General features: G+C 40.2%; 12 protein-coding genes. 6 read left to right on the plus strand and 6 right to left on the minus strand.

The window, feature by feature from the left end; genetic code table 11:
- Positions 1 to 42 precede the first annotated feature (42 nt).
- The 5 genes from yhdP to DK866_RS13025 all read left to right on the plus strand — a co-directional run bounded on the left by yhdP (position 43) and on the right by DK866_RS13025 (position 7,013).
- The gene (gene yhdP / locus DK866_RS13005; RefSeq protein WP_109409253.1) at positions 43 to 3,843 is read left to right on the plus strand and encodes an AsmA2 domain-containing protein YhdP; all 3,801 of its coding nucleotides are present in this window, start codon (positions 43 to 45) and stop codon (positions 3,841 to 3,843) included.
- Entirely contained in the window at positions 3,840 to 4,700 is an 861-nt protein-coding gene (gene nit1, locus DK866_RS13010; protein WP_072063785.1) for a deaminated glutathione amidase, read from the plus strand. Before yhdP ends, nit1 begins: the two co-directional genes overlap by 4 nt.
- Positions 4,697 to 6,142, plus strand: coding sequence for a metalloprotease TldD (gene tldD / locus DK866_RS13015; protein ID WP_072069782.1), 1,446 nt, complete (start codon positions 4,697 to 4,699; stop codon positions 6,140 to 6,142). The genes nit1 and tldD overlap by 4 nt, the downstream gene beginning before the upstream one ends.
- A 77-nt stretch (positions 6,143 to 6,219) precedes the next feature.
- Positions 6,220 to 6,720, plus strand: coding sequence for a ribonuclease domain-containing protein (locus DK866_RS13020; protein WP_109409254.1), 501 nt, complete (start codon positions 6,220 to 6,222; stop codon positions 6,718 to 6,720).
- Entirely contained in the window at positions 6,720 to 7,013 is a 294-nt protein-coding gene (locus DK866_RS13025; RefSeq protein ID WP_109409255.1) for a barstar family protein, read from the plus strand. The genes DK866_RS13020 and DK866_RS13025 overlap by 1 nt, the downstream gene beginning before the upstream one ends.
- Before the next feature lie 62 nt (positions 7,014 to 7,075).
- Here DK866_RS13025 and yjgA read toward each other — a convergent pair whose 3' ends face one another.
- The gene (gene yjgA / locus DK866_RS13030) at positions 7,076 to 7,636 is read right to left on the minus strand and encodes a ribosome biogenesis factor YjgA (protein ID WP_072069864.1); all 561 of its coding nucleotides are present in this window, start codon (positions 7,634 to 7,636) and stop codon (positions 7,076 to 7,078) included.
- Positions 7,637 to 7,823: 187 nt separating this feature from the next.
- Between yjgA and pmbA the strand changes: the two genes are divergently transcribed.
- Positions 7,824 to 9,152 carry a metalloprotease PmbA gene (pmbA, locus tag DK866_RS13035; protein WP_109409256.1) on the plus strand — a complete coding sequence of 443 codons (1,329 nt, stop codon included), beginning with the start codon at positions 7,824 to 7,826 and terminating at the stop codon, positions 9,150 to 9,152.
- A gap of 117 nt (positions 9,153 to 9,269) precedes the next feature.
- Here the strand turns inward: pmbA and rnk are convergent, their stop codons facing one another.
- The 5 genes from rnk to hpf all read right to left on the minus strand — a co-directional run bounded on the left by rnk (position 9,270) and on the right by hpf (position 11,963).
- Positions 9,270 to 9,680 carry a nucleoside diphosphate kinase regulator gene (gene rnk / locus DK866_RS13040; RefSeq protein WP_075671465.1) on the minus strand — a complete coding sequence of 137 codons (411 nt, stop codon included), beginning with the start codon at positions 9,678 to 9,680 and terminating at the stop codon, positions 9,270 to 9,272.
- A gap of 175 nt (positions 9,681 to 9,855) precedes the next feature.
- A complete protein-coding gene (npr, locus tag DK866_RS13045; RefSeq protein ID WP_006535359.1) occupies positions 9,856 to 10,128 on the minus strand; it encodes a PTS phosphocarrier protein NPr in 273 nt (90 codons plus the stop codon).
- Positions 10,125 to 10,979: an RNase adapter RapZ gene (gene rapZ, locus DK866_RS13050; RefSeq protein ID WP_023582880.1), complete on the minus strand. Its 855-nt coding sequence runs from the start codon at positions 10,977 to 10,979 to the stop codon at positions 10,125 to 10,127. Before rapZ ends, npr begins: the two co-directional genes overlap by 4 nt.
- Positions 10,980 to 11,058: 79 nt before the next feature.
- Positions 11,059 to 11,526: a PTS IIA-like nitrogen regulatory protein PtsN gene (gene ptsN / locus DK866_RS13055; RefSeq protein WP_023582879.1), complete on the minus strand. Its 468-nt coding sequence runs from the start codon at positions 11,524 to 11,526 to the stop codon at positions 11,059 to 11,061.
- Between the two features lie 149 nt (positions 11,527 to 11,675).
- A complete protein-coding gene (gene hpf, locus DK866_RS13060) occupies positions 11,676 to 11,963 on the minus strand; it encodes a ribosome hibernation promoting factor (protein ID WP_036913954.1) in 288 nt (95 codons plus the stop codon).
- Positions 11,964 to 11,972: the final 9 nt, after the last annotated feature.

Consider the following 11,972-nt stretch of genomic DNA (forward strand, 5'->3'; position numbering starts at 1 on the left):
AGTCGCCTTCCTAATGAATATGATGGCAGAAAGGAGACAAAAATGAAGCGGCTGCCTAAATACCTGTTAGTTATAACAGTTTTTTGCCTCATCGTTTTTGCCTTGGTGTTAAGCGGGTTTCGCTATTTTCTGCCTCGTTTAGATGATTATCGCCCTGAAATAGAAACGTATTTAACAAAACAGCTTAATAGCCCTGTTTCAATAACGAAAATTAATGGGGAATGGCAGAATTTTGGCCCTGATATTCAAGTCAGTGGACTTAATATTAAGAATAAAGATGTAAACGTTAGCGCAGAAAAAGTGACTTTTTCTTTTGATGTGTGGCGTTCATTATTGACCCTCCGTCCTCATTTTCGTGAGCTGACTTTTGATCAATTAGATGTCAATTACCAACGGCCTATTTTTACTGGGCAAAGTGGTGATATTACGCTAACTGCACCTGATGATATTTCTTCGCTTTTTCTTGAACAATTCGATCGCTTTAAACTAGTCAAAAGCCGTTTTATTTTTCTAACCCCGTCAGGTGATACCAGTACATTACATATTCCTGAGTTGATGTGGCTGAATCAAAAAAAACGTCATCGTGCTCAAGGTGAAGTCACCCTTGATACACCGATTAATCACTATGGTGGTTTAAAAGTTCGCCTCGACCTCTATACCACGAATGAAGGCTTAATTGATAATGGTAAGGTGTTTCTTACTGCTGATGATATTGATATTTCACCTTGGCTTAGCCAGTGGGTAAAAAATAATAGTGGTTTAGGTGAAGCTAAAGCAAGCTTATCAAACTGGATTGAAATTACTAAAGGCCGTATTACGGGAAGCCAATTACAAATTCATCAAGGTGAAATGGATTGGCGTAGTGAAGGCACTTCACATGTATTAAATGTTGAAGATTTAATTTTACGCATGAGAAGACAAGAGAATGGCTGGCTTGCTGATATTCCTTATACTCGAAAAATTACCATGGATGGTGAAGAGTGGCCTGATGGCTATTTAGCTGTTCTCTATCAACCGAAAGAAAAACAACATGATGAAGCATGGCGTATTAGAGCTAAAAATATCGAGTTAGATAGGCTGTATTCACTGTTACCATTATTTTCGTTTTTAACTCCTGATTTTGTACGTCAGTGGCAGTATCGCCAATTTTCTGGTGTGGTTAATGATTTTGCCTTAGATCTTACGCCTGAACACTTCGAGCAAAGTGCGATTAATCTCTCTTGGGAAAATGTAGGTTGGAAGCGTTGGCAAGAGATCCCATCAGTGCAACATTTCAGTGGGCAATTAAAAGGGAGCATGCAAAGTGGTGAACTTAACTTTGCCCTAGCTGACAGTGAAATAGATACTGGCGAATTATTTAAAGCACCACTGAATATCGAAAAAGGAAAAGGAACACTCTATTGGCAACATTCTGGGGATAATTTGTCACTTTGGAGCCAAGGATTAGATATTCAAGCAACTTCAGCATGGGTTGCGGGAGATTTTCGTTATGAAAAACAAGGTGAAGATCAGCAGCTTTCTATTTTATCTGGCGTAAGAGTGACTAATGCCGGAGATGCATGGCGTTATCTGCCAGAAGAGTATGTTGGTAAAGAACTTACTCAATATCTTTCAGATGCGATTATTGCGGGTAATATCGATAATGGAACATTTATCTTCCATGGTGATCCGACAGATTTTCCTTTTGATAACCACAAAGGGTGGTTCCAAGTTTATGCCCCTGTTAAACATGCTACGTTTAAATTTGATAGTGAATGGCCCGCATTATTCGATCTCGATATTAATCTAGATTTTAAAAATGATGGGTTATGGATGTCATCGTCAGAAGCGAAAGTGGGTAACGCGACAGCGACAAATTTAAGTGCGGTGATTGAAAGTTATCGACAAGAAAAGATCTTAATTAATGCGAATATTCAAGCAACAGGGGATGAACTAAAAGAGTATTTCTTAGATTCTCAAATGGCGAGTATTGGCCATACGCTTGAAGAACTTAAAGTGGCAGGAAAAATTAATGGCACATTGAAGCTTGATATTCCTTTTGGCGGCGATGATGTTGTTGCATCTGGCGAGATAAATTTAAAAAATAATGATGTCACATTGAATTTTATGGATACCACGTTAAAGGGTGTTAGCGGGCAATTTCGTTACCATAATGACAAACTTGAAAGTGATACATTAACAGCTAATTGGTTTGGTCAGCCACTCGCATTTTCATTTACAAGCCATAATACGGTGGATAATTATCAAGTAGATGTAGGGTTAAAAGGCCAATGGGATATTCAAAAAATTCAGGGCTTGCCTAGCGATATTCAGCAAAAATTTAGTGGTGTATTCCCATGGAATGGCAACGTTAATGTTAAGATCCCCGAAAAAGGTGATGTCGATTATCAAGTTGATTTAACAGGGAATATCAATACATTAAAAAGTAAATTAACAGTACCTGAAACTCTAGATCTAAAAAACTCTTCCCCTATTGTGATTTCAGCAAATGGTAATAGTGAAACCTTGACTGTGAATGCTAATGCTGAAAAACAGTGGAAACTTAATAGCCAATGGGGATTAGGTAAACAACTTCGTTTATTACAAGGTAACCTTGTTTCTTCTACCCTTAAGTTACCGGAGTTAAGCTCACAACAACGTTTAACCATTGCTCTTAAAGAACTAGAAGGAGATAAATGGTTACCGACATTAATTGCCTTTTCATCATTAACACCTTCTGAAAATGCAGTGAGTTTTCCTGATAATGTGCATATCAGTTTGCCCGATTTAAATTTTGCTGGGCAAAAATGGAATAACCCACAAACTGAAATTATGCGAGTTAGTGATGGTGTAAAATTAGCATTTTCAGGAAGTGAATTACGAGGTGATGTATTTATTCCTGAAACATCAGCACCTTGGCAAGTAAATATTAATTATCTCTATTTTAATGGTGTTTCCACTTCTCAAGAAGAAAAACCATTAAAAATGGCCAATATTTATGATCCTAATGCATTGAAATTTTCAGTGAAAAATATTCCTTCTATTGATTTTGAATGCCGGGAATGTTGGGTTAATGGTTTACTCTTAGGGAAAATTGAAGGTTCGTTAAAACAAAATAAAGGTGCTTTATTTTTAACTGGCGGTAAATTGGAAAATAGCAGTGGTGAGCTTCAGGTTAATGGTGTGTGGTCTGAAGGTCTAGACGGAAATAACACGACAAAATTAATCGGTAAGCTGAAAGCTGACGAAATTGATGAATTGGCCGCTTATTTCGGGTATATCGTACCTATTTTACAATCTCCGCTTTCTGCCGATTTTTCATTACAATGGCATGATACACCGTGGAATTTTAATATTGCGAACTTAAATGGTGATATTAAATCTGTTTTAGGCAAAGGACGCATAGAGAAAGTCGATGTAGGACAAGCGGGTAAATTACTACGACTAGTAAGTTTTGATGCACTTTTACGTAAATTGCAGTTTGATTTTAGAGATACTTTCAGTGAGCATTTTGAATATGATTCGATTAAAAGTGAAATTACGATTAATCAAGGTATTATGAATGCAGAGAGAGTTCATGTTGATGGTGTTATTGCTGATATTGCGATAAGTGGAAAAGTGGATTTACTTGAACGTCAAATGGATCTACAGGTTGTAGTCACCCCTGAGATTTCAGCTACAGTCGGTGTTGCCACGGCTTTCGCAATAAACCCAATTGCAGGCGCCGCAGTATTTGCGGCATCAAAGGTTCTGGGGCCACTTTGGAGTAAGATTTCAGTTATCCGTTATCATGTGACCGGAACTATGGAACAACCCAAAATTGACGAAGTACTGCGTCAGCTTAAGGAGAATCAGGCGTTATGAAAAAAGTTAATGTCGCACTTTTGCAACTTTGTAGCGGAAAAAACACAAAAAATAATCTGGCGCAAATCGAGCAACAGATTAAGCAATTACCCGATTCAGTGAAGCTGGTATTAACACCTGAAAATGCGTTACTTTTTTCGAACTCTAAAGATTATCATAAACACGCTGAAATTCAGGGGGATGGGCCATTGCAAAATGCAATTGCTAAAATGGCTCAGCGTTACAAAGTATGGATCTTAGTCGGTTCTATGCCTTTGATTAGTCGAGACTCTCCAGATCAAATTACCAGCAGTAGTTTGGTCTTCGATGATGAAGGCGTTATTCGCGCTCGTTATGATAAAATTCATATGTTTGATGTGAGTATTGATGATGAACAGGGCGAATATAATGAATCTTCTATTTATCAACGTGGTGAACGCCTAACCGTGGTTGATACTCCAGTCGGAAAATTAGGTTTAACTATCTGTTATGACCTCCGTTTCCCTGGCATTTTCCAAGCATTAAGAGAGAAAGGTGCAGAGATTATTTCTGTACCAGCGGCCTTTACTCGTTTAACGGGGAAAGCACACTGGGAGCCTTTATTACGTGCTCGTGCGATTGAGAATCAGTGTATCATCTTAGCGCCTGCACAAGTGGGTACACATGATACGCGCCGGACTTGGGGCCATACTATGGCGATTGATGGTTGGGGTAAAGTCTTGAAGAAGAACCCTGATGCTGTCAGTGCGTTAACGCTCAATGTTGGTGTTGATAGTTTACATGGTATGCGTGAACAGATCCGGGTCGTGAAACATAACCGTTTTCGCCCGAAACTGACCCACTTAATCAAAAAAGTTAAGGATAAAGAAGAATTATGAGTTTAGCTGTTGTCAGCGAAAGTCTGTTGGAAGCAAACAAACTTAGTTTAGATGATTTAGCATCAACACTAGAGCAGCTTGCACAGCGTCAAATTGATTATGGTGATCTTTATTTTCAATCAAGTTATCACGAGGCTTGGATACTTGACGATCAAATTATTAAAGATGGCTCTTACAATATTGATCAAGGGGTTGGTGTCAGAGCAATTTATGGTGAAAAAACCGGTTTTGCTTATGCCGACCAATTAACGCTTAACGCACTGAATCAAAGTGCGCATGCTGCGCGAAGTATTGTTCAGGCTAAAGGTAATGGTCGTATCCATACTTTAGGCGCTATTCAACATTCTCCGCTGTACAGCTTAAATGATCCGCTACAAAGCCTTTCTCGTGAAGAAAAAATTGCACTATTGCATGAAGTAGATAAGGTTGCGCGCGCTGAAGATAAGCGTGTTAAACAGGTTAATGCGTCATTAACGGGTGTTTACGAACATGTGCTTGTTGCAGCAACCGATGGCACGTTAGCAGCCGATGTACGTCCTTTAGTTCGCCTTTCTGTCAGCGTGCTGGTGGAAGAAGATGGCAAACGTGAACGTGGTGCAAGTGGCGGCGGTGGTCGTTTTGGTTATGACTACTTTTTAATGAAAGTTGATGGCGAAAGCCATGCTGTGACTTACGCGCGTGAAGCGGTGCGGATGGCATTAGTGAATTTATCTGCAATTGCCGCACCGGCTGGAACAATGCCTGTGGTACTAGGTGCAGGATGGCCGGGCGTGTTATTACATGAAGCTGTTGGGCATGGTTTAGAAGGTGATTTCAACCGTCGAGAAACGTCTGTATTTTCAGGTCGTCTTGGTGAAAAAGTGACTTCTGAGCTTTGTACCATAGTTGATGATGGCACAATTGAAGGACGTCGTGGCTCTGTTGCTATTGATGATGAAGGTGTTCCGGGTCAATACAATGTGTTAATCGAAAACGGTATCTTAAAAGGTTATATGCAAGATAAGATGAACGCTCGTTTAATGGGGGTTGCACCAACAGGAAATGGTCGCCGTGAGTCTTACGCACATCTTCCAATGCCTCGTATGACCAATACTTACATGCTAGCGGGTAAATCGTCACCAGAAGAGATTATTGCGAGTGTTGATCGTGGTATTTATGCACCTAATTTTGGTGGCGGTCAGGTTGATATTACATCGGGGAAATTTGTTTTCTCAACTTCTGAAGCTTATTTAATTGAAAACGGAAAGATAACGAAACCGATTAAAGGTGCCACGCTGATTGGTTCAGGTATTGAAGCTATGCAACAAGTCTCAATGGTGGGCAATGATCTTGCGCTAGACAAGGGGGTCGGTGTTTGTGGTAAAGAAGGGCAAAGCCTACCTGTTGGCGTTGGTCAACCAACCTTGAAGCTAGATAAAATCACGGTAGGTGGTACAGCTTAATTATTGCTATCGTTATTTAAGTGTATTTATTAAACTCCATCAATTGATGGAGTTTTTTATCATGAAGGTGCTAATTTATGGGTAAACGTTTATTACCAGTTATTATTGTTATTGCTGTTTTATTTGGTGTTCTTTATAAGGGTTTACTTCCCGAAAGTGAAACATCAGTATCTTCATCGTCAGTTTCTATTCCAACATCATCTAGCAATAGCACCAATAAGCCGGCACAAATTCCACTGTCTATCGATGAAAAAACGCAAACTAGCGCAGTGGCTAACTATTTACAACGTCATCAACAACTACCTGATTTTTATCTCACTAAAAAACAAGCAAGAGAAAAGGGCTGGAATGCAAAAGCAGGTAATTTGTGTGAAGTATTACCAGGAAGGGCTATTGGTGGCGATCGCTTTATGAATCGTGAAAAACAGTTGCCTGAAGAAGCGGGACGCCAGTGGTATGAAGCCGATGTAAATTATCAATGTGGTCATCGAGGTAGTGATAGATTACTCTATTCGAATGATGGGCTTATTTATGTCACCACAGATCATTATCGTACAATGACAAAGGTTGCCCCTTAATGAAACAGGTTGTTTTTGATTTTAAGATGTTGGCAGATAGAGATACTTTTTATCGGGATTTTGCATTGCAATTTCAGTTAGATGAGCATTTTGGTAATAACTTAGATGCATTATGGGATGTATTAATGGGAGAAATTGAATTACCCGTAAAAATCATTTTCAAGCATTTGCCTCATCATTCCAGCGATTTTCAGCCTTTAGTTGAGCTGATGCAAGAAGCACAAAATACGCTTGGTAAAGACGTATTGAGCTTTCATTGTGAGCATAAAATACACAAAAATAATTTAAAGTAAAAATATGCCCTGAAAATCGCAGTGAGGCTGAATTGACACTGCGTTTTCAGGATGATCAGGTTTTATGCTGATTCTGATAAATCTTTTAGATATTGAAACAGTAAGCGGAATGATTTTGGAGGCTTGTTTGCTTCTTTTTCTTTTTTCGCATTACGGATAAGTGTGCGTAATTGTTGGCGATCTGCCATTGGATAAAGAGCGACGACTTCTTCAATGACTTCATTGCCACCTTCGACAAGGCGAATTCGCAGATCTTCTAATTTATGGAGCACTAAGATCTGTTGGTTGTGGCGGTTTTTTAGTTTATCAAGCGCTTGGCGGATCGGATCTTCATCCACATTGCGCAGTAATTTTCCGATATATTGAATTTGGCGACGGCGCGCTTCACGCTGTACTTTTTGTGCTAATTGAATAGAGGCTAATAATTTCTCATCTAATGGCACACGCTCTAATTCTTGCGCACTTAATTCTACTAATTCAGTACCTAGTTTTTTGAGCGCTTCAGCATCACGTTTAATTTCGCTTTTGCTGACCCAGATAATTTCTTCCTCTTCTTCCTCTTCTGACGAAGTATCGTCAAATTCAGGATTGAGGTAATGCCACTCTTCAGGCTGCTTTGCCATAATAAAAATTCCTGTTGCAGAGTAAGCCGGGAGTGTGATTTGGTGAATGACCAAAAGCCCGACGGGTGATAACATTCATATATCTTCTATTGTAACTGGGAAAATCGCTTGTTGACCACCTGTCAATTGATTTACTTTGCTAAAAATAAGTAAAAAGTGATGTTCTCCTTAGGAAAAATGGTTCTCAATGAATAATTCAGATCAGGTAAAACAGCTTGAAGACGCCGTCTCGCTTGCATTGGAGCTAGCGGAAAAACTGTGTGACAGTGCAGAAGTCGCTATTAATAAATCAACAGGTATTAGTGTTAGTACACGTTATGGTGAAGTTGAAAATGTTGAATTTAACAGTGATGGGGCGTTAGGCATTACGGTTTATCAACAACAACGCAAAGGCAGTGCTTCTTCTACCGATTTAAGTCCTGATGCGATTAAACGTGCAGTACAAGCTGCAGTGGATATTGCGCGTTATACTTCTGTTGATCCTTATGCAGGCCCTGCTGATAAAGAGTTATTAGCATTTGATGCACCTTTCCTTGATCTATACCATCCAACTGATGTGACTGCAGATAAGGCAATAGAGCTGGCTTCAAGAGCAGAAAAAGCAGCGTTAGACAGTGATAGCCGAATTATTAATACCGAAGGGGGCAGTTTTAATAGCCACAGTGGAACTCGTGTATTTGGGAATAGCCTTGGCTTATTAAAAAGCTATTCATCTTCACGCTATTCAATGTCGAGTTGTGTGATTGCTCGTGATGGCGAAGATATGGAGCGCGATTATGCCTACACCATTAGTCGTCGTTTTGATGATCTAGCATCACCTGAATGGGTAGGCCAAGAGTGTGCTCGTCGTACTTTATCACGCCTTGCACCTCGTAAACTCCCAACCATGAAAGCTCCTGTTATTTTTGCTGCTGATGTTGCGACAGGAATTTTTGGCCATTTAGTTGCAGCAATTAGTGGTAGCATGATTTACCGTGAATCTTCTTGTCTACTAGATAGTTTGGGCAAACAAATTTTTCCTCAATGGCTAAATATTCAAGAGCGTCCTCACTTAATGAGAGGCCTAGCATCAACACCGTTTGATAGCGAGGGTGTGCGCACAACCGATGCCGAAATCATTAAAGATGGCGTGTTACAAGAGTGGCTATTAACCACTTATTCAGCAAGAAAACTGGGCTTAAAAAGTAATGGTCATGCTGGTGGTATTCATAACTGGTATATCCCAGGGCAAGGTTTATCGTTTGATGCACTGTTAAAAGAGATGGGAACAGGGCTAGTTGTTACAGAATTGATGGGACAAGGCGTCAGCACAGTAACAGGCGATTATTCTCGTGGTGCTAGCGGTTTTTGGGTTGAGAATGGTGAAATTCAGTATCCTGTTAGTGAAGTGACTATTGCTGGTAATCTAAAAGATATGTGGGCTAATATTGCCACTATGGGTGATGATATTGAGATGCGCAGTAATGTTCAGTGTGGATCGTTGTTATTACCAGAAATGAGTATTGCAGGTGAGTAAATTTTAGACACTCCTCACAATCTTTAATCTCAGCCCGCAATGGGCTGAGATATCGCGTTTATCAGTGTGCTTTTCAATTTGAGAAGATAAAAATAAGACGCGAACCTTCAGCTCCACTTAACGGTGTAATTCACCTGCGGCTTCAGGTTGGTATAGAATTTCTAATACTTTAACCTTAGTTTCAAGGCCATTAGGCAGCTTCCAACTGATTTCGTCATCAATTGCTAAACCCAGTAGCGCAGCACCCATTGGTGCCATGACTGAAAGTTCAGTGGTGCTATCTTTTAATGAAGCGGGATACACTAAAGTACGTGTACGTTCTTCATTGTTTTTTAAGTCCATAAAGCGGACTTTGCTGTTCATTGTGACAATGTTAGCAGGGATATCAGCTGGTGTAACAATGTCAGCACGATCTAATTCTTCATTCAAGGCTTCAGCAATAGGGCTATCTGCAAAGGCCGGTTGCTCTAGCAATGAATCTAAACGTTCAGCATCAAGTTCGTTGATGATAATTGTTGGCTTTGTCATACCACACTCCAATTTATTCCAATGCAAAACAACACCCCCACGGGTGAGGTGGGGGTGTTGTTAAACTCATATAAGAGATAATAGGCGGTTCTGTATAAAAAAGAAAGAGACAGTGATCACAGTCTCTTTCGGGTTATTTAGTTAAGAAATGCTAATCTATTGTTTTCTATTACGATTATTCTTCATCAAACCCTGATTCAAATAATGCGATAATAGCATCAATAGCTTCATTTTCATCACTACCTGTCACTTCTATATCAATTTGACTGCCTTGCTCTGAATCTAACATCAGCATAGCAATTACACTATCTGCTTGTGCTTCAACCCCTTCGTTGTTGCGTAAAATGACGGTTGATTGAAATGTTTTCACTAAATCAAACAATTTCATCGCCGGCCTTGCATGCATGCCGAGTCGATTTTTAATCGCAACTTGTCGATATTGGGTCATTTGCGTTTTTCTAGTGTTCTGTGTCGTGATTGTACGTTTTTCCCTCTAGAGCGGAAATAGTCGGCAAGTTGTTCTGCAACATAAACCGAACGGTGTTTACCCCCCGTACAACCAATTGCAACCGTCAAGTAGCTACGGTTATTGGTTTCTAACATCGGCAACCAGAGTTCAAGATAGCTTCTGGTTTGATAAATAAAATTATGAACTTCGGTGTGTCTATCTAAAAATGCCGCAACAGGGCGATCGAGGCCTGTCATCGGGCGCAGCTTAGGGTCCCAATGTGGGTTTGGTAAGAAACGCACATCAAAAACATAATCTGCATCAATAGGAATACCGTGCTTAAAGCCAAAGGATTCAAAGACCATTGTCAGTTCACGTTCACGTTTACCTAATAAACGAGTCCGCAGCATTTCTGCAAGCTCATGGACTGACATCTCAGAGGTGTCAATGATGAGATCAGCACGTGATCGCAATGGCTCAAGCAGATCACTTTCGGTATCAATTGCCATTTCTAATGAAAGGTTTTTGGTCGAAAGTGGGTGCAAGCGTCGTGTATCACTATAACGACGAATTAAAGTATTTCTATCTGCGTCTAAAAATAAGAGTTGTGGAGAATATTCAGCGGGTAAACTTTCCAGCGCTTTTTCGAAGATCTCCGGCGACTCTGGCATATTTCGGACATCAATACTGACTGCGGCAGCAGAAGCATCACGTTCAGCCAGTGTTTTTGCGAGCTCAGGTAAAAGATCAACAGGCAAGTTATCAACACAATAAAATCCCATGTCTTCAAGCGCACGCAAAGCGACTGACTTACCTGAACCAGAGCGTCCGCTGACTATCATCAGCACCATGAGGTAGCTCCCCTATAATTTCCCAGTGATGAATATCATTCCACTGTATGCTATTCGCGTCCCAACAAACCCGTAGGGGTTATTCTGTGATAATCTGATAAAGCTCTTCATCACTTTGTGCGGAGCGTAGTCGGCGACATAAGTTTTTGTCTGCCAACTGTTTTGCAATCAAAGACAGTGTGTGTAAATGTTCCTTGCACTGTGTTGCAGGAACGAGTAATGCGAACAACAAATCGACAGGTTGATTATCAATAGCGTCGAAGGCAATAGGTTCGCTTAGGTGAAGAAACACACCAACTACTTTTTCTGTTTCATCACTTTCAATACGTCCATGAGGGATAGCTAAACCACCCCCAATCCCTGTTGTACCGACTTTTTCACGCGTCAGTAAGGCTTCAAATATCAGTGTTTCGGGTAAATTAAGTGCTTTTGCTGCATTTTCACTGATAATTTCTAACGCGCGCTTTTTACTCGTGCAATGTACATCATTATGTGTACATGCCAGAGAAAGTACGTCGCTAATATTCATCTTTGTATCGTTGTTCATTGTCTTATTCACTTAGACCAGCAAACCAGATGCCACAAAGTGACATCTGGTTTTTTGTTACTGATATTGATTAGGCGTTGGCTTGAACCGAGTCATAAACAACGCAGTAACTTCGCCGATTGTATCCCCATTTCGCAATGGGAAATGAATTAATGTTGTCTCAGTTTATCTTTGTGTTTGGTTAATTGACGAGCCAGTTTATCCATTAATCCATCAATTGCTGCGTACATATCTTCTGCTTCAGCAGAGGCATGTAATTCACCGCCATTAACTTGAATGGTCGCTTCAGCGATTTTATTCACTTTCTCGACTTTCAGGATAACCTGAACGTTATTAATTTTGTCAAAGAACTGAGGTAATTTCGCGCTTTTTGCTTTGACGGTATCACGCAGAGCATCAGTTAATTCAATGTTATGACCAGTGATTTGAAGTTCCATAGTGTCTTC

This window comes from Proteus genomosp. 4 str. ATCC 51469 (assembly GCF_003144375.1).
In the GTDB taxonomy this organism is placed as follows: Bacteria; Pseudomonadota; Gammaproteobacteria; order Enterobacterales; family Enterobacteriaceae; genus Proteus.